General features: G+C 66.7%; 20 protein-coding genes and 1 pseudogene. 13 read left to right on the forward strand and 8 right to left on the reverse strand.

Annotated features, from left to right (window positions below; genetic code table 11):
* Positions 1-121: 121 nt before the first annotated feature.
* The 5 genes from BBJ41_RS35565 to BBJ41_RS35585 all read left to right on the forward strand — a co-directional run bounded on the left by BBJ41_RS35565 (position 122) and on the right by BBJ41_RS35585 (position 8,750).
* On the forward strand, positions 122-2,356 hold the full coding sequence (locus BBJ41_RS35565) for a TonB-dependent siderophore receptor (RefSeq protein WP_236872157.1): 2,235 nt from the start codon (positions 122-124) through the stop codon (positions 2,354-2,356).
* Positions 2,357-3,120: 764 nt separating this feature from the next.
* Complete coding sequence (locus BBJ41_RS35570) at positions 3,121-4,911, forward strand: acyl-CoA dehydrogenase (protein ID WP_069750988.1); 1,791 nt, start codon at positions 3,121-3,123, stop codon at positions 4,909-4,911.
* Positions 4,912-4,992: 81 nt separating this feature from the next.
* Entirely contained in the window at positions 4,993-6,621 is a 1,629-nt protein-coding gene (locus BBJ41_RS35575) for an electron transfer flavoprotein-ubiquinone oxidoreductase (protein ID WP_418222336.1), read from the forward strand.
* A gap of 42 nt (positions 6,622-6,663) precedes the next feature.
* A complete protein-coding gene (gene bktB / locus BBJ41_RS35580) occupies positions 6,664-7,857 on the forward strand; it encodes a beta-ketothiolase BktB (RefSeq protein ID WP_069750990.1) in 1,194 nt (397 codons plus the stop codon).
* Positions 7,858-7,895: 38 nt separating this feature from the next.
* Positions 7,896-8,750: a 3-hydroxybutyryl-CoA dehydrogenase gene (locus tag BBJ41_RS35585; protein ID WP_069750991.1), complete on the forward strand. Its 855-nt coding sequence runs from the start codon at positions 7,896-7,898 to the stop codon at positions 8,748-8,750.
* A 63-nt stretch (positions 8,751-8,813) separates the two neighbouring features.
* Here the strand turns inward: BBJ41_RS35585 and BBJ41_RS35590 are convergent, their stop codons facing one another.
* Positions 8,814-9,479: a TetR/AcrR family transcriptional regulator gene (locus tag BBJ41_RS35590; protein ID WP_069750992.1), complete on the reverse strand. Its 666-nt coding sequence runs from the start codon at positions 9,477-9,479 to the stop codon at positions 8,814-8,816.
* Between the two features lie 97 nt (positions 9,480-9,576).
* Between BBJ41_RS35590 and BBJ41_RS35595 the strand changes: the two genes are divergently transcribed.
* Positions 9,577-10,401 carry an NmrA family NAD(P)-binding protein gene (locus tag BBJ41_RS35595; RefSeq protein WP_069750993.1) on the forward strand — a complete coding sequence of 275 codons (825 nt, stop codon included), beginning with the start codon at positions 9,577-9,579 and terminating at the stop codon, positions 10,399-10,401.
* Between the two features lie 2 nt (positions 10,402-10,403).
* The gene (locus BBJ41_RS35600) at positions 10,404-10,889 is read left to right on the forward strand and encodes an anthrone oxygenase family protein (RefSeq protein WP_069751470.1); all 486 of its coding nucleotides are present in this window, start codon (positions 10,404-10,406) and stop codon (positions 10,887-10,889) included.
* A 46-nt stretch (positions 10,890-10,935) separates the two neighbouring features.
* Here BBJ41_RS35600 and BBJ41_RS35605 read toward each other — a convergent pair whose 3' ends face one another.
* The gene (locus BBJ41_RS35605; protein WP_069750994.1) at positions 10,936-11,736 is read right to left on the reverse strand and encodes an AraC family transcriptional regulator; all 801 of its coding nucleotides are present in this window, start codon (positions 11,734-11,736) and stop codon (positions 10,936-10,938) included.
* Positions 11,737-11,826: 90 nt separating this feature from the next.
* Here BBJ41_RS35605 and BBJ41_RS35610 point away from each other — a divergent pair, with 90 nt between their 5' ends.
* The gene (locus BBJ41_RS35610) at positions 11,827-12,735 is read left to right on the forward strand and encodes a DMT family transporter (RefSeq protein WP_069750995.1); all 909 of its coding nucleotides are present in this window, start codon (positions 11,827-11,829) and stop codon (positions 12,733-12,735) included.
* Positions 12,732-13,709 (forward strand): ATP-binding protein, encoded by a 978-nt coding sequence (locus tag BBJ41_RS35615; RefSeq protein ID WP_083282119.1) that lies wholly within the window; start codon positions 12,732-12,734, stop codon positions 13,707-13,709. The genes BBJ41_RS35610 and BBJ41_RS35615 overlap by 4 nt, the downstream gene beginning before the upstream one ends.
* A gap of 212 nt (positions 13,710-13,921) precedes the next feature.
* Here BBJ41_RS35615 and deoC read toward each other — a convergent pair.
* Positions 13,922-14,601, reverse strand: a pseudogene (gene deoC, locus BBJ41_RS35620) (deoxyribose-phosphate aldolase).
* 146 nt (positions 14,602-14,747) lie between these two features.
* On the opposite strand from deoC, the gene deoR reads away from it, so the two are divergent.
* On the forward strand, positions 14,748-15,518 hold the full coding sequence (gene deoR, locus BBJ41_RS35625) for a DNA-binding transcriptional repressor DeoR (protein ID WP_069751472.1): 771 nt from the start codon (positions 14,748-14,750) through the stop codon (positions 15,516-15,518).
* A 22-nt stretch (positions 15,519-15,540) separates the two neighbouring features.
* Here the strand turns inward: deoR and BBJ41_RS35630 are convergent, their stop codons facing one another.
* From BBJ41_RS35630 to rbsK, 3 genes are read right to left on the reverse strand one after another with little or no spacing between them, the layout of a single operon-like run.
* Positions 15,541-16,593, reverse strand: a complete 1,053-nt coding sequence (locus BBJ41_RS35630; protein ID WP_069750996.1) for an aldose 1-epimerase family protein — start codon at positions 16,591-16,593, stop codon at positions 15,541-15,543.
* A 2-nt stretch (positions 16,594-16,595) separates the two neighbouring features.
* Complete coding sequence (fucP, locus tag BBJ41_RS35635) at positions 16,596-17,969, reverse strand: L-fucose:H+ symporter permease (protein WP_069750997.1); 1,374 nt, start codon at positions 17,967-17,969, stop codon at positions 16,596-16,598.
* A gap of 42 nt (positions 17,970-18,011) precedes the next feature.
* Entirely contained in the window at positions 18,012-18,938 is a 927-nt protein-coding gene (rbsK, locus tag BBJ41_RS35640; protein WP_069750998.1) for a ribokinase, read from the reverse strand.
* A 339-nt stretch (positions 18,939-19,277) separates the two neighbouring features.
* Between rbsK and BBJ41_RS41785 the strand changes: the two genes are divergently transcribed.
* Complete coding sequence (locus BBJ41_RS41785; RefSeq protein WP_083282120.1) at positions 19,278-19,805, forward strand: DUF1016 N-terminal domain-containing protein; 528 nt, start codon at positions 19,278-19,280, stop codon at positions 19,803-19,805.
* A 178-nt stretch (positions 19,806-19,983) separates the two neighbouring features.
* Here BBJ41_RS41785 and BBJ41_RS35645 read toward each other — a convergent pair whose 3' ends face one another.
* Complete coding sequence (locus BBJ41_RS35645) at positions 19,984-20,949, reverse strand: LysR family transcriptional regulator (protein ID WP_197680905.1); 966 nt, start codon at positions 20,947-20,949, stop codon at positions 19,984-19,986.
* A 122-nt stretch (positions 20,950-21,071) separates the two neighbouring features.
* On the opposite strand from BBJ41_RS35645, the gene BBJ41_RS35650 reads away from it, so the two are divergent.
* Positions 21,072-22,457: an MFS transporter gene (locus BBJ41_RS35650; protein ID WP_069750999.1), complete on the forward strand. Its 1,386-nt coding sequence runs from the start codon at positions 21,072-21,074 to the stop codon at positions 22,455-22,457.
* A gap of 420 nt (positions 22,458-22,877) precedes the next feature.
* On the opposite strand, the gene BBJ41_RS42040 is transcribed toward BBJ41_RS35650, so the two are convergent.
* A complete protein-coding gene (locus BBJ41_RS42040; protein ID WP_335650799.1) occupies positions 22,878-23,324 on the reverse strand; it encodes a multicopper oxidase domain-containing protein in 447 nt (148 codons plus the stop codon).
* 172 nt (positions 23,325-23,496) lie between these two features.
* On the opposite strand from BBJ41_RS42040, the gene bcsD reads away from it, so the two are divergent.
* On the forward strand, positions 23,497-23,973 hold the full coding sequence (gene bcsD / locus BBJ41_RS35655; RefSeq protein ID WP_418222326.1) for a cellulose biosynthesis protein BcsD: 477 nt from the start codon (positions 23,497-23,499) through the stop codon (positions 23,971-23,973).
* Positions 23,974-24,002 lie beyond the last annotated feature (29 nt).

A 24,002-nucleotide genomic window follows, 5' to 3' on the forward strand; every position in this document is an offset into this window, starting at 1 on the left:
CGGAATGAATGATTCCCATTTGCAAATCAGTCGCGGCCGCCGTTGCACGGGCGGTCCGTCTCGGTACCCGAGGGCACGGTGATTCCACCGGCGCCCGTCCCCGATCTCCGGATAAATCGACATGATTCGACCACACACCGGCCGCCGTGCGCGGCCTGGATTCCCGTTGCCGTGCGCGGCGTCATGGCGCGTGCCGGGCTGGGCGGCCGCGCTGGCCTGCGCGGCTGCGATGCCGGTTGCCGCGGCGGCGCAGGACGCGGCGGAGCCCGCGGATGCGCCGATGCTCGCACCGATCGCCGTCGACGGGCGGCGCGAGACGGGCGTCGGCCCGGTGCGCGGCATCGCGGCTGACGTGTCGCGCGCGGGCACCAAGACCGACACGCCGATCGTCGAAGTGCCGCAGGGGCTGTCGGTCGTCACGCGCGAACAGATGGACCGGCAGGATGTGCACAGCGTCGGCGACAGCCTGCGCTACACGCCCGGCGCATACGCGGATTCGCGCCCCGGCGGCGTGCTCGAAAGCGTGTTCCTGCGCGGCTTCGGCGGCTTCGCGGCGGCGGCGATCAATCCGCAGATGCTCGACGGCCTGCCGCTGCCGAAAGGCGTGAACTGGGCTGCGAGCGTCGTCGATCCGTGGACGCTCGAACGCATCGACGTGCTGCGCGGCCCGGCGTCGGTGCTGTACGGGCAGGCGAGCCCCGGCGGCATCGTCGACATGGTCAGCAAGCGGCCGACGCGCGAGGCCCAGCGTCTGCTCGCCGTGCAGACCGGCAACCGCGACCGCGCGCAGCTTGCGTTCGACTTCAGCGGGCCTGCCACGCAGGACGGCACGTGGCGCTACCGGATCGACGGTCTCGCGCGGCGCGCGGACGAACAGATCGACTATTCGAAGCAGCAGCGCATCGTCGTCGCGCCGTCGCTGACGTGGCAGCCGAACGCCGACACGAGTCTCACGCTGCTGGGTTCGTTCCAGCGCGATCCGCACAACAACTTCGCGGGCTGGCTGCCGGCGCTCGGTACGCTGTGGCCCGATGCCGGCCGTCGGTTGCCGACGCATTTCTTTGCGGGGCTGCCCGGCTTCGACACGTACGACCGCACGCAGGCGATGATCGGCTATGCGTTCGAGCATCGTTTCGATGCGACGTGGAAGGTTCGGCAGAACGTGCGCTATACGCATCTCGACGTCGACTTCGCGGGCGCGGCCGTCAATTTCGTCGCACCGTATGCGGCGCCCGGCGTGCTGAACCGTTCGCTGTCGTGGTCGCGCGAGCACGTGAACCATCTCGCGCTCGACAACCAGGTCGAAATGCGTGCGATGACGGGGCCGGTCGAGCATACGGTGCTGGCCGGGCTGTCGTACGAACATGCGGTGGCGAACCTCGTCGGGTCGGGTTTCGGTGCGGCGCCGCCGCTCGATACGCGCGCACCCGACTACGGGCAGCCGTTCGTCGTGCCGCCCGTCGCGCAGCAGACGCGCCAGACACCCGACCGGATCGGCGTCTACCTGCAGGACCAGGTGCGCTGGGATCGCTGGGTGTTCACGCTCGGCGGGCGCGAGGAATGGTCGCGCACGACCACCGACGACCTGCTGCGCTCGACGAGCGTGCGGCAGAGCGCGCGCGCATTCACGGGCCGTGCCGGGGCGGTCTACCTGTTCGACAGCGGTTTCGCACCGTACCTGAGCTATTCGACGTCGTTCGAGCCGGCGCTCGGCACGCGTTTCGACGGCCAGCCGTTCACGCCGACGAAGGCGAAGCAGTTCGAGCTCGGGCTGCGCTACCAGTCGCCGGACCAACTGCGCAGCGCGTCGATCGCCGCGTTCGACATTCGCCAGCGCAACGTGCTGAGCGCCGACCCCGAGCATCCGTTCTTCAACGTGCAGACGGGCGAGGTGCGCTCGCGCGGCATCGAGCTGGAAGGGCGCGCGCGCGTCTGGAAGCAGCTGGACGTGATCGCGGCCTACACCTATCTCGACACGACGGTGCGGGCCGATACCGATCCGGCCGTCGTCGGCAAGCGCGTGGCGGCCGTGCCGCGCCATCTCGCGTCGCTGTGGCTCGATTACGCACTCGGCTGGCACGGGCTGCGCGGGTTGAACGTCGGCGGCGGCGTGCGCTACGTCGGGCGCAGCGCGGGCGACAACGTCAATACGTTCGACGTGCCGGCGGTCGTGCTCGTCGATCTGGGGCTGTCCTACGACCTCGGCGTCGAACGGCCCGCGTGGAAGGGATGGCGCGTCGCCGCGCACGTGAACAACCTGTTCGACCGGACCTACGTGTCGTCGTGTTTTTCCGCGGGCGGGTGCTTTTATGGCACGCGGCTGACGGTGACGGGCGACATCAGCTATCGGTGGTGACGCGGCAGGTTTTTGTCGGCTGCGCGCGAACCGGTGCCGACAGTGGGCCTTCGACGACAACCGGACGAGGCGACGTCGTGAAGCCGGCCGTCGAACTCGCCGCTTTGCGTCGGTGACGGGCGGCATCCGCTATCGGTGGTGACACGGCAGGCGCCCGCCGGTTGCGCGCGAACCGGCACCGGCAGCGGGTCTTTGACCACGCCTGCACCTGGACGTCGTCGTGAAGCCGGGTGTCAAATTCGCCGTCTGGCGTCGAGCGCGGCAGATTCCGCCCCTGACGTCGTGCCGTGCCTGCAAGGGCTGCGCGAAGCAGGGATGCTGGCATCAGCATCCCGGGCAATCATCAAGGCCATCCCGACCCGGGGTGACCGCTGTGACAAACGGTGTTTTCCCGCTTCGGACCCGAAGCCGCCCGCTCGAACTGCTGTCGCGGGTTCCGGGGCGCGCCCGCAACGCGGCGAAGCCGTATTTGTTCCCATAACCGGCTTCCTTTTGCCATATCTCGCGGTCGGCGCATCCGGTTAGCGTACCGATTGCCCGCCGTTTTCACCAAAACCGGCTCGGGCCAAACCCTTGTCCAACCAGCCATTTCCGGTACCACCCGCACATCGCGTGGCCGATTTTGTCACCATGTGGGCCGGATATGACAATCGGAATCGGCCGTTGCGGGCTTACGATGGGCCACGCCGTCGCCTGGGGCTGGCCGGTTTTGCCGCATCGGCCCCGTAGCGCGCCTCACTCACCGCCTGATTGGAACATCGACCATGAGCTATAACGCCCCCGTCAAGGACATGCTGTTCGTGCTGAAGGAACTCGCGGGCATCGACACCGTTGCGCAGCTGCCGGGCTTCGAGGATGCCGGTTACGACACGGCGCAGGCCGTGCTGGAGGAATCCGCGAAGTTCTGCGGCGAGGTGCTGGCGCCGCTGAACGTCGAAGGCGACCGCAACCCGAGCAGCTTGAAGGACGGTGTCGTGACCGCGACGCCGGGCTTCGCGCAAGCGTTCCGCCAGTTCGTTGAAGGCGGCTGGCAGGGGCTGCAGCATCCGACCGAGTACGACGGCCAGGGGCTGCCGAAGCTGATCGCGACGCCGTGCATCGAGATGCTGAACGCGTCGAACCTGTCGTTCGCGCTGTGCCCGCTGCTGACCGACGGCGCGATCGAGGCGCTGCTGACGGCCGGCACCGACGAGCAGAAGCAGCGCTACGTGCCGAAGCTGATCTCCGGCGAATGGACCGGCACGATGAACCTGACCGAGCCGCAGGCCGGCTCCGATCTCGCGCTGGTGCGCTCGCGCGCCGAGCCGCAGGGCGACGGCACGTACAAGGTGTTCGGCACGAAGATCTTCATCACGTGGGGCGAGCACGACATGGCGGACAACATCGTCCACCTGGTGCTGGCGCGCACGCCGAACGCACCGGAAGGCGTGAAGGGCATTTCGCTGTTCATCGTGCCGAAGTTCCTGGTGAACGAGGACGGCTCGCTTGGCGCGCGCAACGACGTGCACTGCGTGTCGATCGAGCACAAGCTGGGGATCAAGGCGAGCCCGACGGCGGGGCTGCAATACGGCGACCACGGCGGCGCGATCGGCTACCTGGTGGGCGAGGAGAACCGCGGCCTCGAATACATGTTCATCATGATGAACGCGGCGCGCTTCGGCGTCGGGATGCAGGGGATCGGCGTGGCCGACCGCGCGTACCAGAAGGCGGCGGAATTCGCGAAGGAACGGGTGCAGAGCCGCCCGGTGGACGGGTCGGCGAAGCAGTCGGTGACGATCATTCACCACCCGGATGTGCGGCGGATGCTCGGCACGATGCGTGCACTGACCGAAGGCGCGCGTTCGCTGGCCTATGTGGCAGCGGCGCACAGCGACATTGCCCACCGCCATTCGGACGAGGCGACACGAGCGCGTCATCAGGCAATCTACGAGTATCTGGTGCCGGTGGTAAAGGGCTGGAGCACGGAGATGGTGAACGATGTGGCGAGCCTGGGTGTGCAAGTGCACGGCGGGATGGGCTTCATCGAGGAGACGGGCGCGGCGCAGTATTACCGCGATGCGCGGATCCTGGCGATCTACGAAGGGACGACGGCGATCCAGGCGAACGACCTGGTGGGCCGCAAGACGATGCGCGACGGCGGCGCGGTGGCGAAGGCGTTGATTGCGGAGATCGGCGAGACGGTGGCGGCGCTGGGCAAGCTGGACGGCGCGGCGGCCGCGTCGATGAAGGCGCAGCTGGAGAAGGGTGCGCGCGCGTTGTCGTCGGTGGTGGATTACGTGGTGGCGAACGTGAAGCAGGACCCGAACGCGGTGTTCGCGGGCAGCGTGCCGTACCTGAAGCTGGCGGGCGTGGTGCTGTGCGGGTGGCAGATGGCGCGCGCGCTGCTGGCGGCGCAGGCGCAGCGTGCGAGCGACCCGGCGTTCTTCGACGCGAAGATCGCGATCGCGCAATGCTACGCGGAGCACATTCTGGTGCAGGCGGGCGGGCTCGAAGCGTCGATCGTCGGCACGAAGGGCAACGAGAGCGTGCTCGCGTTGACGGAAGATCAGTTCTGATCGATTGACGGTCGGGACGCAGGAGGAGACAGGATTTTGACCACACAGGACTTGCTCGCGCAATACGGCCCGCGCGAATCGATGGAATACGACGTCGTGATCGTCGGCGGCGGCCCCGCCGGGCTGTCGGCGGCGATCCGGCTCAAGCAGCTGGCCGCCGAGAAAGGCACCGAGATCGGCGTGTGCGTGCTCGAGAAGGGTTCCGAGATCGGCGCGCATATCCTGTCGGGCGCGGTGATGGACCCGCGTGCGATCAACGAACTGTTCCCCGACTGGAAGGAGCGCGGCGCGCCGCTCGACGTCGAGGTGACGGAAGACCGCTTCCTGTTCCTGTCCGAAAAGAGCGCAGTTACGACGCCGATCTGGGCGCTGCCCGCCAACTTCCAGAACCACGGCAACTACGTGATTTCGCTGGGCAACGTGACGCGCTGGCTTGGGGCACAGGCGGAAGCGCTGGGCGTCGAGATTTTCCCCGGCTTCCCGGCCGCCGAGATTCTCTACAACGACGACGGCTCGGTAAAAGGCGTCGCGACCGGCAACATGGGCGTGGGCAAGGACGGCGAACCGACCGAGAACTTCCAGCTCGGCATGGAGCTGCACGCGAAGTACACGCTGTTCGCCGAAGGCTGCCGCGGCCACCTGGGCCGTCAACTGATCTCGAAGTTCAAGCTCGACGCGAACGCCGACCCGCAAGCGTACGGGATCGGCATCAAGGAACTGTGGGAAATCGATCCGGCCAAGCACAAGCCGGGCCTCGTGATCCACACGGCCGGCTGGCCGCTGAAGTCCGATACCTACGGCGGCTCGTTCCTGTATCACATGGACAACAACCAGGTCGTGGTCGGTTTCGTGGTCGGCCTCGGCTACACGAACCCGTACCTGTCGCCGTTCGAGGAATTCCAGCGCTACAAGACGCATCCGTCGATCCGCGCATTCCTCGAAGGCGGCAAGCGCGTGTCGTACGGCGCGCGTGCGATCACCGCGGGCGGGCTGCTGTCGCTGCCGAAGACGGTGTTCCCGGGCGGCGCGCTGATCGGCGACGACGCGGGCTTCCTGAACGCATCGCGGATCAAGGGCAGCCACGCGGCGATCAAGACCGGGATGCTGGCGGCGGACGCCGCGTTCGACGCGGTGCAGGCCGGCCGCCAGTCGGACGAGCTCAACGCATACCCGGACGCCTTCAAGCAATCGTGGCTGTACACGGAGCTGTACCGCGCGCGCAACTTCAAGCAGTGGATGGCCAAGGGCCTGTATCTCGGCACGCTGATGGTCGGGCTCGAGCAGAAGGTGATGGGCGGCAACGTGCCGTGGACGCTGCGCCACAAGCATGCGGACCACGAGATGCTGAAGCCGGCGTCGCAGTGCGAGCCGATCGAGTATCCGAAGCCGGACGGCAAGCTGACGTTCGACCGGCTGTCGTCGGTGTTCATCTCGAACACGAACCATGAAGAGAACCAACCGGCGCATTTGACACTGAAAGATGCGAACGTGCCGGTGAACGTGAACCTGCACACGTACGCGGGGCCGGAGGGGCGCTTCTGCCCGGCGGCGGTGTACGAGTTCGTGAAGAACGACGACGGCAGCGACCGGCTGGTGATCAACGCGCAGAACTGCGTGCACTGCAAGACCTGCGATATCAAGGACCCGACGCAGAACATCGTGTGGGTCACGCCGGAAGGCGGCGGCGGGCCGAATTACCCGAACATGTAACGCATCAACGCGCCTGCGTGCGCGAACGAACCGGAGCAGACGATGAGCAATGCAGCGAAAGAAGTCGTGGTGGTGAGCGGTGTCCGTACCGCGATCGGTGATTTCGGCGGCAGCCTGAAGGATTTCTCGCCGACCGACCTCGGTGCGAAAGTCGTGCGCGAAGTGCTGTCGCGCGCAAACGTGCCGGGCGACGCGGTCGGGCACGTCGTGTTCGGCCACGTCGTGAACACCGAGCCGAAGGACATGTATCTCGCGCGGGTCGCGGCGATCGACGGCGGCGTTGCGCAGCACGCGCCCGCGCTGACCGTGAACCGCCTGTGCGGCTCGGGCCTGCAGGCGATCGTGTCGGCCGCGCAGACGATCATGCTCGGCGATGCCGACGTCGCGATCGGCGGCGGGTCGGAGAACATGAGCCGCGCGCCGTACACCGTGCCGGCCGCACGCTTCGGCCAGCGCATGGGCGACGGCAAGCTCGTCGACATGATGCTCGGCGCGTTGCACGACCCGTTCCAGACGATCCACATGGGCGTGACGGCCGAGAACGTCGCACGCAAGTACGACATCTCGCGCGAGAAGCAGGATGCGCTCGCGCTCGAATCGCATCGTCGCGCGGCGCGCGCGATCGCGGAAGGGCGCTTCAAGGATCAGATCCTGCCGGTTTCGATCCGCACGAAGAAGGGCGAAGTCGCGTTCGACACCGACGAGCACGTGCGTCACGACGCGAGCGAGGACGATTTCACGAAGCTGCGCCCGGTGTTCGCGAAGGAGAACGGCACGGTGACGGCCGGCAACGCGTCGGGCATCAACGATGCGGCCGCGGCCGTGCTGATGATGAGCGCGGATGCCGCGCGCGCGCAGGGCGTGAAGCCGCTCGCGCGTCTGGTCGCGTATGCGCACGCGGGTGTCGATCCGGCCTACATGGGCATCGGCCCGGTGCCGGCCACGCAGAAGGCGCTGGAGCGCGCGGGCCTGAAGATCACCGATCTCGACGTGATCGAGGCGAACGAGGCGTTCGCGGCGCAGGCCTGCGCGGTCACGCAGGAGCTCGGCCTCGATCCCGCGAAGGTCAACCCGAACGGGTCGGGCATCTCGCTCGGTCACCCGATCGGCGCGACCGGCGCGCTGATCACGGTCAAGGCGCTGTACGAGCTGAAGCGCATCGGCGGGCGTTATGCGCTCGTGACGATGTGTATCGGCGGCGGCCAGGGGATTGCTGCGATCTTCGAGAACATCTGATAATCGAACGCTCAGCACCCGAACACACAGGAAATTTCATGGCCATCGAAATCGTCGGCGTCGTGGGCGCCGGAACCATGGGCAACGGCATTGCGCAAACCGCCGCCGTTGCGGGACTCAACGTCGTGATGATCGACGTCAGCGACGCGGCGCTCGACAAGGGTATCGCGACGCTGAAGGGCAGCCTCGAGCGGCTCGTGTCGAAGGACAAGCTCGACGCGGCTGCACGCGACGCGGCGCTGGCGCGCATCACGACGTCGACCGACTACGCGAAGCTCGCGTCGGCCGACATCGTGATCGAAGCCGCAACCGAGAACGTCGAGCTGAAGGGCCGCATCCTGAAGCAGATCGAGGCCGTTGCACGGCCGGACGCGATCATCGCGACCAACACGTCGTCGATCTCGATCACCGCGCTCGCGGCGCCGCTCGCCGATCCGTCGCGCTTCGTCGGCATGCACTTCTTCAACCCGGTGCCGCTGATGCCGCTCGTCGAGATCATCCGCGGGCTGCAGACGAGCGATGAAACCGCATCGGCCGTGCGCGCGCTGACCGAGCGTTTCGACAAGTCGCCGATCGGCGTGCGCAATGCGCCGGGCTTCGTCGTGAACCGGATTCTCGTGCCGATGATCAACGAAGCGTTCTTCGTGCTGGCCGAAGGCATCGCGTCGGCCGAGGAGATCGACGCGGGGATGAAGCTCGGCGCGAACCACCCGATCGGGCCGCTCGCGTTGGCCGATCTCGTCGGCCTCGACGTGTGCCTCGCGGTGATGGACGTGTTCGTGAAGGATTTCGGCGATCCGAAGTATCGCGCGTGCCCGTTGCTGCGCGAGATGGTGTCGGCCGGGCGGCTCGGGCGCAAGACGGGGCGCGGGGTGTACGACTACAGCAAGTAAGCGGCGCGTCGGTGCCACTTCGCGCGGCCGCCTTCGGGCGGCCGCGTGCATTGCGCGGTGCGACTACGCGTCGAACACCGCCAGATCCCGCGGCAGCATCCGCTTGAACATCGCAAGCATCTGCCGCGCCACCTTCGGCGGCAGCGTGATCGCATGGCGCACGGCCGCCGCGATCTGGATCATCATCAACTCGGCGAACGCGCTGCGTTGCGCGCGGGTCGTGCCGGGCGCCACCTCGCCCAGCGCATCCGCCAGCAGCCCGGCCAGGAACTCGCCGTCCTCCCGGTCCAGTTCCTGCAGCGCGCGGTCGGCCTGCGTGGCGCGCCAGATGTCGCGCATCAGCGGCTCGTCGACGAACATCCGGTAGTAGCTGTCCGTGATGCGGGCGAGCGTGCCGTGCAGGTCGCCGAGCGTCTTCATCGTGGCGAGATCGCGCCGCACGCAGTCGTGCCCGACCGCGTTGTAGCGCTCCGCGAGCGTGCCGATCACGGCCGCCTTGTCCGGGAAATACTGATACAGCGAACCGAACGAGATGCCCGTGCGCTCGACGATGTCGCTCATCCGGAGCGCATCGCACCCTTTCTCGATCATCACGTCCGACGCGCACGCAAGAATGCGCTCGAACCGCTCGCGGCTGCGCTGCTGTGTCGGCACGAGCCGCGCGCGGGCCGGCGCGTCCGCTGCCGCCGCTTCCGGCTCGTCGTTCTGCCCCGATTTCTGTCGGCTCATGCCGCCTCCGGAAAAACTTGACGTTGCTAATGCGAGAGTCTATCGTGTTTTCAAAACGCGAGACAGTCTCGCATTTCTGAGTGAAAAGGAGACGCACATGTCGGCACTTCCCATCCTCATCGTCGGCGGTTCGGGCAAGACGGGCGCCCGCGTCGATGCACGGCTGCGCGCGCGCGGCATCGCCACGCGGCCGGTGTCGCGCACGTCGGCCGTCCGCTTCGACTGGACCGAGCCCGCGACGTGGCCCGCGGCGCTCGACGGCGTATCGGCCGCGTATGTGACCTATCAGCCCGACCTCTCCGTCGACGGCGCGGTGGACGCGATCGCCGCATTCGCGCGGCTCGCGCGGGAAAACGGTGTCGAGCGCGTGGTGCTGCTGTCGGGGCGCGGCGAGCCCGGCGCGCAGGCCGCCGAGGCGGCGCTGCAGGCTTCGGGCGTGGGCTGGGGCGTGGTGCGCGCGAGCTGGTTCAACCAGAATTTCTCGGAAGGCTATCTGATCGACGGCGTGCTGGCCGGCGAGGTCGCGCTGCCGGCCGGTGCGGTGCGCGAGCCGTTCGTCGATGCGGACGATATCGCGGACGTCGCCGTGGCCGTGCTCACCGACGCGCGGTTCGCGAACCGCGTGATCGAGGTCACGGGCCCGCGCGCGCTGACGTTTGCGGAAGTCGTCGGCGAAATCGCGCGGGCCGCCGGCCGGCCGGTCGCCTATCGCGAGATTCCGCCCGATGCGTTCGTCGCGGGGTTGCGCGAGGTCGGTGTGCCGGAGCCGGTCATCGCGTTGCTCGACGACCTGTTCCGCGTGGTGCTCGACGGGCGCAACAGCGCGGTGACGCACGGCATCGAGGACACGATCGGCCGGCCCGCGCGCGATTTCGCCGACTATGCGCGCGCGACGGCCGCGGCCGGCGTGTGGAGCGCATGACCATGATCGCGCTCGTGACTTCGGCATTGCTGTGGGGTTCGGCGATCGGCTGCGGGCTGATGGCCGGCGTGTACTTCGCGTTCTCGACGTTCGTGATGACGTCGCTCGCGCGGATCGCGCCGCACGCGGGCGTGGCCGCGATGAACGCGATCAACGTCGACATCGTGCGCTCGCCGTTCATGCCGCTGTTCCTCGGCACGACGCTGATAGCGCTCGCACTGGTCGCGATCGCGCTGTTCGATCGCGACCAGCCGGGCGCGATGGCGGCGGTCGCGGGCGGCGTGCTCTACGTGTTCGGCATGTTCGCGGTGACGATGGCCGTCAACGTGCCGCTCAACGATGCGCTGGCCGCGGCCGATCCGGCGACCGCGCACGGCATGGCGCTGTGGACGCGCTACGTGCACGACTGGACGATGTGGAATCACGTGCGCACGGTGGCGTCGGCGGCTGCGTGCGTGTTTTTCGTCGTGGCGATCGCGGCGCGGTAGCGGCGCCCGCACCGCGCACGGGGCACGAGGCCGGCACGATCGCACGCTACGCATAAAACGCCGACGGCGACACGCCGAAATGCCGCTTGAACATCGCGGAGAACGCGCTCTGGCTGCTGTAGCCGTGATCCATCGCGACGGTCAGCACCTTCTCGCCGTGCGCGAGGCGCTTGAGCGCGAGCAGCAGCCGCGCCTGTTCGCGCCAGCGGCGGAAGCTGAGCCCCGTCTCGCGCCGGAACGCGCGATGCAGCGTGCGGACCGACAGGCCGAGCAGGTCGGCCCACTCGGCGATCGTGCGCAGATCGTCGGGCGCGGCGACGAGCGTGTCGCAGATCGTCCGCAGCCGCGCATCGTGCGGCCAGGGCAGGTACAGCGGCAGCAGCGGCGCGACCGTCACCTCGGCGAGCAGCAGGTGCATCAGGTGATCGTGGCGCGAGCCCGGTGCGTAATCGAGCGGCACGTCGACCGCGGCGAGGATCAGCTCGCGCAGCAGCGGATGCACTTCGACGACGCAGCTTCGCGCGGGCAGGTGCTCGACCGCGCCCGGTTCGACGAACACGGTGCGCATCTGCACGTCGCCGCTCATCTGCACCGTATGGTCGAGGCCGGCTTCGAGCCAGACGCCGCGCGTTGGCGGCACGACCCACGACGCGCCTTCGGACTCCACGTGCATCACGCCCTCGATCGCATAGAGCAGCTGCGCGCGGCGATGGCTGTGCGGCGCGATCGACGTGCCGTGCGCGTAGGTCGCGGCCATCGCCGACACGGGCATCGGCGTCGATTCGTAGCGCAGGTGCGCCAGGGGCGGGGTGGACTCGATTGTCCGATTCGCGACAAGTCGTGACATTTTGGCGTGAGACAGGCAGTTGGGCGGGCGGGCACGATGGCGTTCCGGTTCAAGCCAGCACCCTGTCACGATATTAATCCGTCAAACGCGATGAACAAGTCTCCTTTTCTGTTTCCTTTCTGCGCGATTGCGCTGTGGGCCGGCAATGTCGTCGTGTCGAAGCTGTCGGCATCGACGATCGACCCTTCGGCGATCACCTTCTACCGGCTGCTGCTCGCCGTCGCGCTGATGAGCGTGTTCACGCTGCGTCCGGCGTGGCGCAACCGCGCGGCGCTCGCCGCGCACCTGCCGAAGCTCGCGGTGCTCGGCTTTCTCGCAATGGCGCTGTTCCAGAGCCTGTCCTACGAAGCCGCGAAAACGACGAGCGCGACCAACATGGCGATCATCACCGCGCTCGTGCCGCTGATGACGATGACGCTCAGCTCGCTGCTGCTCGGCGATCCGCCGGGCGCGGGCATGGTGGTCGGCGGGATGCTGTCGCTCGCGGGCGTCGTGTACCTGATCGCCGAAGGGCACCCGGCGACGATCGCCGCGCACGGCGTGCATGCCGGCGACCTGCTGATGCTGGCCGCGTCGGCTGCGTATGCGCTCTACGGCGTGCTGCTCAAGCGCTGGCGCATCGGCGCGCTGCCGGCGTGGCAGTCGACCTACGTGCAGGCGCTCGCCGCGCTCGTGTTCATGGTGCCGATGCTGCTGCGGCTGCCCGCGCAAGCGGTGTGGCCGACGCGCGCGAGCGTGCCGCTGATCCTGTATGCCGGTGTGCTGGCGTCGGTGGTGCTGCCGTATCTGTGGATGCAGGGCGTGCGGTTGCTCGGCCCGAGCCGGTGCGCGATGTTCATGAACCTGCTCCCGGTGATGACGGCCGGCGGCGCGATCGTGCTGCTCGGCGAGTCGCTGCGGCTTTATCACCTGATCGGCGGCGGCATTGCGTTGCTCGGCGTGGCGATCGCGCAGCGGTTTCCGTTCCATACGGGCGCCGCGCAAGGAGTCCGTCAATGAGCGCCGATCGCGAAATGCACGACCTGATTGCCGTGCTGCAGGAAGGGCGCGCACCTGCCGCCGCACCGGCGCTCGCGCGCCAGCTCGAACGGATCGCGAACGCGCTCGAAACGATCGCGGGCACAGGGCAGTCGGCCCCGGTCGATTTCGACGCGGCCGTGGCGTTCCGCTGGCGCGGCTTCGACGGAAGTCATCGCGCGGCGCCGCTCGAGCCGATCGCAACGCCTGCGCTTACCGCATTCGACGCACTGCGCAACGTCGGGCGGCAGGCGGCGATCGTCGAACGCAACACGCGGCAGTTCGTGCGCGGCTTCGCGGCCAATCACGTGCTGCTGACCGGCGCGCGCGGCACCGGCAAGTCGTCGATCGTGAAGGCGTGCCTGCACGCGTTCGCGGCGCACGGGCTACGGCTGATCGAGGTCAGCAAGGAAGGGCTGAACGATCTGCCGGCGATTGTCGAGATGGTGCGCGGGCGGCCCGAGCGCTACATCGTGTTTTGCGACGATCTGTCGTTCGAGGCCGGCGAGACCGGCTACAAGGGGCTCAAGACGGTGCTCGACGGATCGGTCGCGAGCGACCTGTCGAACGTGCTGGTGTACGCGACGTCCAATCGCCGCCACCTGATGCCCGAGCAGGCGAGCGACAACGCGAACGTGTCCCGCGCGGAAAATGGCGAGCTGCATCCGGGCGACGCGGTCGAGGAGCGAATCTCGCTGTCCGAGCGCTTCGGGATCTGGGTGACGTTCTACGGTTTCACGCAGGACGAGTACCTGGCCGTGGTCGAAAGTCGTCTCGGTGCGGCCGGTTTCGATGCCGCGCAGATTCGTGCGGCGCGCGAGCCCGCGCTGCAATGGGCGCTCGAACGTGGCGCGCGTTCGGGCCGCATCGCGGTGCAGTTCGCGCGCGACTATGCCGGGCGGTTGGCGGCAGAAGACGATGCGGATGAATGCGCGCCCGCACGCCGGACAGGTTGAGCGCGGCGCGACAGCAGCCGCTCGGACAGCACGCGGAACGATGTCAGGCGCGACGCAGCACAACGGTCCGGTGCCGCCCCGGCCGGGTCAGAGCGTGCGGGTGGCCCGGGCGACGAACGCGGCGCTCGCCGTGTCGTTGCGTGCGACGTAGATCCACGGGCCGAGGCGTACCACTGCGGCCGCGTCCATGAACCCGTCCGTGGCTCGCGCTGTCAGTACGCGCCGTTACTCGGCTGCTGATCGGTGACGATCGCCCCCCCGAGCTCGTGCCGAGCCGCGTCGCGCCGGCTTCGAGCATCGCGAGCGCGGCCGCGCGGTCGCGCACGCCGCCCGACGCCTTCACGCCCAGCTCCGGCCCGACCGTGCGGCGCATCAGCGCGACATCCGCGAGCGTCGCGCCGCCGTGGCCGAAACCCGTCGACGTCTTCACGAACGCGACGCCGAGATCGCGGCACATCTCGCACACGCGCACCTTCTCGTCGTCGCTCAGCAGCCCCGTCTCGAGGATCACCTTGAGCGGCACCGCGCCGCACGCGTGCTGCACGGCCGCGATGTCGGCCTTCACGTCGTCGGCGCGGCCGCTCTTCAGCGCGCCGAGGTTGATCACCATGTCGATCTCGCCGGCGCCCGCCGCGATCGCGGCCGACGCCTCGAATGCCTTCGCGGCCGACAGCGCCGCGCCGAGCGGAAAGCCGACCACCGCGCAGACGAGCACGCCGGTGCCGGTCAGCTCGCGCGCGGCGAGCGGCACGTTCGCCGAATTCACGCAGACCGAGTAAAAGCGATGCTCGGCCGCCTGGCGGCAGAGTTCGCGGATCTGCGCATCGCTCGCGTCGGGCGCGAGCAGCGTGTGATCGATGGTTTGGGCGAGTTGGGCGTTGGAAAGCGGCATGTTTCAAGACTCCACGGATCATGTGCCGGAAAAGCACACGGAAAGTTGATGTTTTCACATCGGTTTGTTACAAATACGACATTCCGGCCGGGCCCGCGCGCCCGGCACGACAGGCGATGGACGCGACGGGCAGGCAGGATACTGGCATGGAAACAAAGAAGGGCGAACGGATCAAGACGCTGATGAACGTGCTGCAAGGGCAGAACGCGATTCATCTGAGGGAAGTCGCCGAGCTGTTCGGCGTGTCCGAGATGACGATCCGCCGCGATCTCGCGGACAACCCGCACGGCCTCAGCCTGATCGGCGGCTACGTGACGCGCCATTTCGCCGCGCAGCGCAGCGACATCGGCGAGTACCTGATCAGCGCCGAGAACAACCGGCAGACCGAGGAAAAGCGCCGCATCGGCAAGCTCGCCGCGCAGTTCGTGACGACCGGCGACACGATCTTCGTCGACTGCGGCTCGACCACGCCGTTCATCGTCGACTTCATTCCGGACGACCTCGAATTCACGGCCGTCTGCAATTCGCTGAACGTGTTCGCGAAGCTGCAGCAGAAGCCGCATTGCAGCGTGATCCTGTGCGGTGGCGTGTACCACCGCAACAACATGGTGTTCGATTCGGTCGCCGAGACGGGCATCCTCGACACGGTGCGCGTGTCGAAGGCGTTCATCTCGGCCGCCGGCGTGAGCGACCGCTGCGGCGTCACGTGCTTCAATTTCCACGAAGTCGATGCGAAGAAGAAGGTGATGGCGCGCGCGCAGAACCGCTTCCTGCTCGTCGATCACACGAAGTTCGACGAAGTGCGCGCGGCTTATTTCGCCGATCTGACCGACTTCAACTACGTGATCTCCGACGGGCAGTTGAGCCGCCGGTACGAAACGGCGATCCGCGAGCACGGGATCGCGCTCGTGACCTGACCCGACGCGGCCGCGCATCGCGTTACGCATCGCGCGCTTCCGCTGCGCTCAGGTAGCCGGTGAGCACTTCGAACCTGCGCGTCGCGCCCGGCGCGAGCGTCGCGACGTTGCCCTTGCGGCGCTCGGCTTCATACCCTTCCGGCTCGCATGTCGACGGCAGTGCGAACGCGGCGACCTGCTGGTCCGCGTTGTGCAGGAGCCAGCGCGTCGCATGCGGGAACTGCTCGGGGCGATACGCGGTGTGGAAGGCGCCGCCGTCCGGATGCGCGAGCAGGAAATGCGCGACGCCGTCCGCATCCGTTTCCACGTCGTTCATGAAGAACACGATCTCGGGGTCGTACAGCGCGGGCGCATCGAGCGTCGCGAGCCGCTCCGGTTCGCGCGCGAGCGTGGCCGTGTAGTCGCGCCACGCGGCAGTCGGCTTCACGTGCGCGGGCACGCTGTCGCGCAGCCGCAAACCGCCGCGCGGCAGCGACTGCACGAAGCGGCTGCCCGGCACATATGCGTAGTTCAGGTGCGCCATGTACATCAGGTCCATCGGTGTGCGGCCGAGATTGGTCACGTCCATCGCGATCGTCATCCGCGCATCGTGCTCCGCGAGCCGCACCGACGGACGCGCCACATAGTGGCTGCCGAAACCCTGCACGTATTCGTATTCGCCGGTCACCTCGACCGTTGCGCCGCGCGCATCCGTACCGACGATCAGGCTCGCGCGATCCATCGGCGCGCACGGCATCTCGCCGTGCAGCGCGTGCGTGTCGCCGGGCCCCGGGCAGCCGTTGCGCAGCAGCCCGCTGTGGAACATGAAACAGCCGTACGTATCGATGATCGACGTCGCGCGTTTCGGCTGGCGGAACATGTGCTTCATCGTCAGGTCGCGGCCGTCGAACGCGGCGGCCCAGATCATCTGCCCGAGATACGGCAGCACGACGAGGTGGCCGCGCCGGTTCTCGAGCTTCAGCGCCTCGACGCCGGACGGATACGCGAACGCGGTGACGGTGAGGCCGTCGGTGCGGTACAGCGTGCGCGGCGTGTCGCGGAAGTCGTCGCGCCGCAGTTCGATCTCGCCTCGCATGCTCATGCTCCCGACGTGTTGCGCGTCGCGGCGTAGCGTGCGGTTGCGTTGCCGTTGGCCGCCGCATCGGGCGTTGCGGCCGGCAGGTGGCGCAGGCAGTAGAAGCCGTAGTAGACGATCACGACGAAGCATGCGAGCGGCACGACGAACGCGAGCTGCATGTTGCCGCCCGTGTGATCGGAGATCAGCCCCTGGATCAGCGGCACGACCGCGCCGCCGACGATGCTCATCACGAGGATCGAGCCGCCGTACTCGGTGTCCTTGCCGAGGCCGTCGATCGTGAGGCCGTAGATCGTCGGCCAGCACGGGCCGAGGAACACGCTCACGCCCACCGCCGCATAGACGGCCGTGATGTTGTGCACGCTGATCGTGTACGCGAGCAGCGCGATGCACAGCACGCCGTAGACGATCAGCACCTTGGCCGGGCCTACGCGTTTCATCACGAGCGTCGCGATCAGCTTGCCGACGAAGAACGCGAAGAATGTCGCGAGCAGGTAGTGCGATGCGCCGCGCTCGGTGAGGCCGCCGATCTGCATCGCGAGCCGGATCGTGAAGCTCCACACGCCGACCTGCGCGCCGACATACAGGAACTGCGCGACGACGCCCGCGACGAAGCGCCGGTTGCCGAACAGGCGCGCGAGCGTGCCGCGCGCGTCGATCCGGTGCGTGGCCGCCCCCGGCCCGTTGCCCTTGCAGGCGGGGTACGGCGTGAGCGCGAACACGATGAACACGGCGACGAGCACGACAATCAGCCATTTGTACGGCTCGAGCGTGGCCTGGATCATCGCGAGCTGGTGCACGTGCGCGTCGGCGGCCGACATCGCCGCGAGCTGCGCATGCGACGCATCGCCTTCCTTGAAGATCAGCAAGCTGCCCATGTACACGCCGGCCATCGCGCCGAACGGGTAGAACGTCTGCGAGATGTTCAGCCGCCGCGTGCTGGTGTCGCGCGGGCCCATCAGCGTCGAATACGAGTTCGACGCCGTTTCGAGGAACGACAGGCCCGCGGCGATCACGAACAGCGCGACGAGGAACATCCCGTACTTCGCCATCGAGGCGGCCGGGAAGAACAGCAGGCAGCCGGTCGTGTAGAGCAGCAGGCCGACGAGGATCGTCGTCTTGTAGCTGAACTTCTTCACGACGGTCGCGGCGGGAATCGCGAGGAAGAAGTAGCCGAGATAGAACGCGGACTGCACGAATGCCGATTCGAAATCGGACAGGAAGAACGATTTCTTGAACTGCGCGATCAGCACGTCGTTCAGGTTCGCGGCGGTGCCCCACAGCGCGAACAGGCAGCACAGCAGCGTGAACGCGAACAGCGGCGTGCGGGTCAGGTAATAACCGTCGGGTGTGTGTTCGATCCTGGCTCGGCTCATGGGTGTCTCCTTCCCAAGTGGTCTCGTCGATGAAGGCGCCGCTCAGAGGCCGGCGTCGCGGAGGAAGCATTCGAACGTCGCGGCGTCGGCGTACGACTTCTGCGTGCCGAGGCCCGTGACCGAATGCGCGGCGTAGGCGGACGCGTAGCGCATCGCATCCACCGCGTCGCGCGACGCGGCATAGCAGCGCGCGAAGCAGCCGATGTACGCATCGCCCGCGCCCGTCGTGTCGCGCGCGTCGACCGGCACGCCCGGCACATGCCGCGCGCCGTCGCGCGAGACGAGCAGCGAGCCCTTGTCGCCGAGCGTGACGAGCACGTGCTTCAGGCCGCGTGCGACCAGCGATTCGGCGGCGCGCGTCGCGGTGTCGCGCGAATCGACCGGCATGCCCGATACGATCGCGAGCTCGGTTTCGTTCGGCACGAAGAATTCGACGGAGCGGATGCGCTCGAAATCGAGATCGGCCACCGCGGGGGCGGGGTTCAGCAGCACGGGAATGCCGTGCCGCGCGCCGAACGCGATCGCGTGATAGACCGTGTCGAGTTCGATCTCGAGCTGCAGCACGATCAACGCGCATTCGGCGAGCATCGGCGCGGCTGCGTCGATATCGGCCGGTTTCAGGTGGCGGTTCGCGCCCTTGACGATCAGGATGCTGTTGCTCGAATCGGGTTCGACGAAGATCGGCGCGACGCCGCTCGGCACGCCGGCGACCTTGCGCACGTGCGTGGTGTCGATTCCTTCACGCTCGAAGTTGCGGATCGTGTTGTCAGCGAACACGTCGTCGCCGACCTTCGTCACCATCACGACGCGCGCGCCGAGGCGCGCGGCCGCGACGGCCTGGTTCGCGCCCTTGCCGCCGCAGCCGAGTTCGAAGTTCGGCGCTTCCAGCGTTTCGCCCCGGGCGGGCATGCGCGCGACATAGGTCACGAGGTCGACCATGTTGCTGCCGATGACGGCGATTGTCTCCATCTGCGTCTCTTCCTTGGTATGGGGTGCGGCCGCATCGGTGGTGGGAAGCGGCCTGCAACGAGTGATAATAAAATCACAAACAATGTGAGAATGCAATCTTCATATGTGAAATATGTCACTTTTTGTGGGTGGGCGCGTTTTCGCAGGGGCAGCGAGCGCCCCGTACCCGGTCCGCCGGTTCCTCCATTCCGAACAGGATGATCGAACGAGGCACCGTATCCCTCTTGACCGACATCCGCCGCATGATTGATTCGGCGCGCGCCCGGGCGGCCGGGCGGCCGCGGTCGTCAACGCGGAACCGCTCCTTTTTTGGGGCAGGGTGGTCGCATTCGAGATGACGTGCTGGGCGGTGAGCGCGCGGGTGACGGACAACAGATCCTCCCTGCGCTCGCACGGCAGCTGAGAGGCGAGTACGGCCCGGGTTGGAGCGAGCAGCAATTGCGCCACTGCATCCGTGCGGCCGAGGTGTTTCCTGGCGAGCAAATTCTCTCCACGCTGCGGAGAGAATCGAGCTGGACCCAATTGAAGATGCCGATATACGTCGAAGACCCGCTCAAGCGCGACTGCTACTTTGAACGGTGTCGCCCGGAGCGCTGGTTGTCGCGGCAGTTGCGGGAGTGGGGCTCGCCGTTGGTGCCGCCGTTATGTCAAGCAGTACGAAACCACCAATGTTGCACGTCGTCGCCAGCGCGGCGCGACTTTGCACATGGGGACTGGCAATTGCGATCGGATTGCCTGTTTGGCGGTGGATTCTGGGCGCCCATCAGGCGCGGAAACGACCTGGTCTGTGTATTGCGTCCGAATCGCGCCCGGTTGCGCGCAGCGAGGTGGCCTGTCTTCAACTTTCGGTGTTCTGGTGTGCAGTGACGTTCGCGCTTGCGGGTTGGTCGCTGATACTGTTTCTCGTGGCTGTTGTTCTTGCTGCATATGCTGTACAGGGTTAAACGGCAGAGAAACGAACCTGGTTGCAAAACGTGCGTGCGTGTCGCGCGTTCCTGACGGGCTGGTGCGCCCGGCCACGGCACATAACATCGCGCTAGAAAGATTAGGCTGCCTTATCATCCTGTTCGCTCGACACACGGGGCGATTGGGGCAGCGTGGCACACGGCTGCGACAACTGCTCGACCAGTGCGTCGATTGTGACGCGAAGACGGGCCGTCATGCGCGTGGTCTTCGACCAAAGTAGATGAATGGGTAGCGCATCGGGTTGCGCGCCAGGCAGTACCTCGACCAATCGCCCCGCACGGATATCGTCTTCGACGAACCAGCCGGGAAGTTGAGCGAGCCCGAGTCCCGCCAGCGTCGCATCCTTCACGGCCGCGACGTCACTCAGGCGAAGGCGCGCCTGGGCCGGCTGACGCGTGCCCCGGCCCGCATCGCCGGCGAACTGCCACACCTCCTCAGCCTCGCGGCGTAGCAGCGCAATGCGATGGTGGCCGTCGATCGCTTCCCGGGATGACGGCGTGCCGTGTCGATCGAGATAGCCGGGCGCAGCACACAACTGCAACGCCTGATCGCCGAGCCGGCGCGCGACATGCGACGCACTGTCCTCGAGCTTGCCGATGCGAACTGCCAGGTCGATGTTTTGCTCGACCAGATCGACAGTGCGATTGGAAAACAGAATGTCCAGATCGAGGGCCGGGTGACGTTCGGCTAGCACGTTCAGCACGGGCAGCACGCGAACGCGCCCGTAGAGCACCGGCAGTGCGATGCGGACTCGACCGGTCGGCATCAGATGTCGCTCGGCCAGCGAGGATTCCGCCTGATCCAGCTCGGCCAGCGCACGCAGGCACCGCTCGTGATATGCCGCGCCCTCGTCGGTCAGCGTCATGCGTCGTGTCGTGCGCTTGAACAGCCGCACACCCAGACGATCTTCCAGCCGCGCCACGGCCTTGCCGACACTGGAAGGTGATTGCCCCATCTGGCGTGAGGCCACGCTGAAGCTTCCGCACTCGACGGCCTGGACGAACGCGAGGATGCCCCGAAAACGGTCGGTTGGCGGGATCGGCAATTTGATCGTTCCTGTCTTTTATGTTGATAAAGATTCTATCAATTACGTCTTTGGAGTCTCCCATATCATTTTCTCCTTCCGCATGGGCCGTGTCGCCGTGCTTATGAAAGGAGAGCCGTACCGTGCATCGTTCACCACGCCGCGCGCGCTGGCTGGCATTGGCCGGTGTCGCTATCGCCAGCTTCCTGGGCTGCATCGACTTCACCATCGTCAACACCGTGATTCCGGACATCCGTTCGGCCTTCGATGTCGGCATCGATCAAGTGCAGTGGGTCGTCACGGCGTTCGTCATCGCGCTGTCCAGTTGCACCATTCCGGTCGGACAACTGGCGGACCGCCACGGCCGTCGCCGGGTGATGCTCGCCAGCATGGCGGTGTTCGGCAGTGCGTCGCTCGGGGCCGGGCTGGCGTCGGGGCTGGTCGCGCTGGTGCTGTGGAGAGTCGTACAGGGCATTGCTTGCGCAGGGCTGTACACGGCCTCGGCAGCGCTGGTCGCGACGATGTTCCCTGAAAGCGAGCGCGGCAAGGCGCTCGGGCTGCTGTTCAGCGTCAACGGCCTGGGGCTCGCGCTTGGCCCTGTCGCGGGCGGGCTGCTGGTCGATGCGCTCGGCTGGCGCTGGATCTTCCTCGTCAACGTGCCGTTGATCGTCACGAGTTTTCTGCTCTGCGCGGGCCGGTTGACGCAGGACGCGGCCGCGCCGATGCAGAGGCGGGCGCGCTTCGATTGGCCTGGTGTCGCGTTGCTGTTGACGATCCTTCCCTGCGGTCTCGTCGCAGTGGTGCGCGGCGGCGAATGGGGCTGGACTTCGCCGGCCACGCTGGGGTTGCTGCTCGTCGCATTGCTGTCGGCGGCCGCGTTGACTCGGGTCGAGCGGCATGCTGCGGCGCCATTGCTGCAACTCGCGTTGTTCCGGCAGCGGCCATTCGTGCTCGCCGTGTGCGCGACGGCCGGACTTGCTTTCTTCTATTGCGCGGCGTTCCTGTTCATGCCGTTGTATCTCGGGGAACTGCGCGGGCAGGATAGCGCCGCGACAGGCTGGCTGTTGTTGCCCACGACTGCCGTCATGGCGATGGTTTCGCCGCCGGCCGGCCGCGGATATGACCGCTTCGGCGCAGTGGCGATCATGGCGATCGGGTTCGTCGCGCTGCTGGTTTCGGCGTTGATGCAGGCCACGTTCGGTGCGACCACCGCGTGGTGGTGGGTACTGGCTGGTTTCGCCTGCATGGGGTTCGGCTGGGGTTGCGTACTGGGACCGTCGCTGACGGCAGCGTTGGCTGCGGTGCCGGAAGCGTTGGCCGGCACTGCGCTCGGCATGGCGACGATGGTGCATAACGTCGGCGGTTCGATGGGTCTTGCAGCCGCGACCGTGTTGTACCGATTCTCGGCGACGCCCGACGGCGGGTTCATCACGGGTTACCGTTCGGTCATGCTGATGCTGGTCATCGTGTGCATCGTGGTGTTGTGGATATTGGCGGTGGAACATCGCCGCGACCTTCGAGCGCGCTAGGACCCAAAACAGAAACCCTCTCTACATGGGTGGCGGATTTCCTTCTCGCAATCCGCTTCCGGTTCGTGCGTGGCTCCAGACCTGGCACCGCGACGCTGCGCCCGGCTGCCCGCCACCCGCACCTGGCCGCCATCTCGTGGCCGCTGCCACCGGTCACGCCGACCAGTGCCGCGGCTGCCGACCTCGCGCTTCTGCAGCAGCACCGTGATCTCGCCCGACACGTCGACGGAGTCAACTCGCATCTCGAGCACGCGGCTGGCGGCGCAGGAAGCGCTGGGACATCAGTTATTGCCTGATGCACCGGTACAACGGGATACGATCGCATCAGTTCAATGACGTACTTGCACCGGCTGTCGCGGAAGAAAAACCTGACGCAGCGTCCGGAATGAGTCGATCACTACAGCCGACTCGACACAGTTACTATTTTCGATGTGCAACCACGCGCACCGTCCCCATCATCCCGCTGTCCTCATGATCTAGAAGATGGCAGTGGTAGACAAATGTGCCAACTGCATGAGGATTGCGGAAGTCCATGCGCAACCGTACGTGGGGTAGCTCAGCATTGTGTTCTTGTAGTACGGCACGTTGACCGTATCTCGCAGGAAGGGTGGCTTCGGCGCGATTTCCGAATTCAACCGGTCTTTTCGGATGCTCGCAAGGCGACTGCCGCGGATGAATCGCGAAGTGGCGAATGACTACGCAAGTCGGACGTGACGACATCATCCCGCCTGCTCTGACATCGGAACGAATCGACGTGCGCGCCGAACGCCGCGAACCGTTCCGAAAATTGTGTCCGAAAACTTCTCGGAGTATGGCTTGACGTCGTGCCCCCTCCATCGCTTCATGCGTCGCGTCGCGCACAAACATGGCTTGATTTCAGATTGTCGGCTTGCAGTGTCGGTTATGTCTGCCAGTTTGGCGCTTTTCGGCTAGATCCCGGTCCCCATTTGCGTACGCGAATTCGATACGATGCGCAGAAACGCTGTTGCCACGATGCCCGCACGCGAAGCACACGATGCGGTCACACCGATAATCGTCTTTGACCGGGGATCCGTCGTCCATGCAGGGAATGTTGGAGCATCTTCTTGAGCGCCATGTGTCGGTCCAGTGGCGCGGATTCCTCGAGGCATTGGCCGGTGAATTCAACGATCAGCTCGATCGAGACGAGTTGAGGCAGTTGATGGCACGCGTCGGCATGCGCTTCGCAGCCGCGCATCCGATTGGCCCCTGCGAGTCGACCAACGATCTCGCGGATGCGTTGAATGCCCGCTGGCGCGATGCCCAGTGGGGTTACGCCGAACTGACCGACGAACACGATTTCCTGCGCATCGTCCATTACGCCGCGCCGTTGCGCGCGCTCGGCGACGGCCATGTCACGTGGTCCTCCGCCTTCCTGGAGGGCGCATATCAGGGCTGGTTCGACAGTGTCGGCGCGACCGGCTTGCGCGTGATGCAGGACGTCACGGCGCTGGACGATGCGCGGATCGAACTGCGAATTGCGCGGGCAATGGACTGAGCGGCCCGGTTGACCTGCAATTCCGCGAT

The sequence above is a fragment of the Burkholderia stabilis genome (assembly GCF_001742165.1).
Classification (GTDB): Bacteria; Pseudomonadota; Gammaproteobacteria; order Burkholderiales; family Burkholderiaceae; genus Burkholderia; species Burkholderia stabilis.

Bases quoted from the DNA above. Each gene is read 5' to 3' on its own strand.
- BBJ41_RS35590 (WP_069750992.1), bottom strand. From the start codon at position 9,479: ATGAGCCGACAGAAATCGGGGCAGAACGACGAGCCGGAAGCGGCGGCA.
- BBJ41_RS42040 (WP_335650799.1), bottom strand. From the start codon at position 23,324: ATGTTTGTGCGCGACGCGACGCATGAAGCGATGGAGGGGGCACGACGT.
- BBJ41_RS35630 (WP_069750996.1), bottom strand. From the start codon at position 16,593: ATGCGAGGCGAGATCGAACTGCGGCGCGACGACTTCCGCGACACGCCG.
- BBJ41_RS35610 (WP_069750995.1), top strand. From the start codon at position 11,827: ATGAACAAGTCTCCTTTTCTGTTTCCTTTCTGCGCGATTGCGCTGTGG.
- BBJ41_RS35585 (WP_069750991.1), top strand. From the start codon at position 7,896: ATGGCCATCGAAATCGTCGGCGTCGTGGGCGCCGGAACCATGGGCAAC.
- BBJ41_RS35570 (WP_069750988.1), top strand. From the start codon at position 3,121: ATGAGCTATAACGCCCCCGTCAAGGACATGCTGTTCGTGCTGAAGGAA.
- rbsK (WP_069750998.1), bottom strand. From the start codon at position 18,938: ATGGAGACAATCGCCGTCATCGGCAGCAACATGGTCGACCTCGTGACC.
- BBJ41_RS35605 (WP_069750994.1), bottom strand. From the start codon at position 11,736: ATGTCACGACTTGTCGCGAATCGGACAATCGAGTCCACCCCGCCCCTG.
- bktB (WP_069750990.1), top strand. From the start codon at position 6,664: ATGAGCAATGCAGCGAAAGAAGTCGTGGTGGTGAGCGGTGTCCGTACC.
- BBJ41_RS35575 (WP_418222336.1), top strand. From the start codon at position 4,993: ATGGAATACGACGTCGTGATCGTCGGCGGCGGCCCCGCCGGGCTGTCG.
- BBJ41_RS35595 (WP_069750993.1), top strand. From the start codon at position 9,577: ATGTCGGCACTTCCCATCCTCATCGTCGGCGGTTCGGGCAAGACGGGC.
- BBJ41_RS35615 (WP_083282119.1), top strand. From the start codon at position 12,732: ATGAGCGCCGATCGCGAAATGCACGACCTGATTGCCGTGCTGCAGGAA.
- fucP (WP_069750997.1), bottom strand. From the start codon at position 17,969: ATGAGCCGAGCCAGGATCGAACACACACCCGACGGTTATTACCTGACC.
- BBJ41_RS35600 (WP_069751470.1), top strand. From the start codon at position 10,404: ATGATCGCGCTCGTGACTTCGGCATTGCTGTGGGGTTCGGCGATCGGC.
- deoR (WP_069751472.1), top strand. From the start codon at position 14,748: ATGGAAACAAAGAAGGGCGAACGGATCAAGACGCTGATGAACGTGCTG.
- BBJ41_RS35565 (WP_236872157.1), top strand. From the start codon at position 122: ATGATTCGACCACACACCGGCCGCCGTGCGCGGCCTGGATTCCCGTTG.